Source organism: Microvirga pakistanensis (assembly GCF_004458765.1).
GTDB lineage: Bacteria > Pseudomonadota > Alphaproteobacteria > Rhizobiales > Beijerinckiaceae > Microvirga > Microvirga pakistanensis.
The window spans coordinates 1-223 of record NZ_SPJX01000128.1 but is presented as its reverse complement, the minus strand read 5'-3'; the positions used below and the strand labels follow the sequence as shown (position 1 = coordinate 223).

The following is a 223-nucleotide window of genomic DNA, read 5'->3' as shown; positions in this document are numbered from 1 at the left end:
GAGCCGGCGGCTACGAGCCGCTGCAATCCCGGGATCCCGCCGTGCTCTATCAGGACGTGCTCCTGGCGCTTGCGCCCCACCGCGGCGTCAACAACGGCAGCCCGTCCCTTCCTGCGGGATGGCTGCACGCCCTGGCCCTCCGCGAGGGCGAGCGCGTCGCGCAGATCGGGGCGGGAACCGGCTACTACACCGCCATCCTGGCGGAACTCGTCGGAGAGAAGGG

1 pseudogene is annotated in these 223 nt (G+C 71.7%); it reads left to right on the top strand.

The window, feature by feature from the left end:
• Positions 1–223, top strand: a pseudogene (locus E4K09_RS04355) (protein-L-isoaspartate carboxylmethyltransferase); the annotation flags it as partial.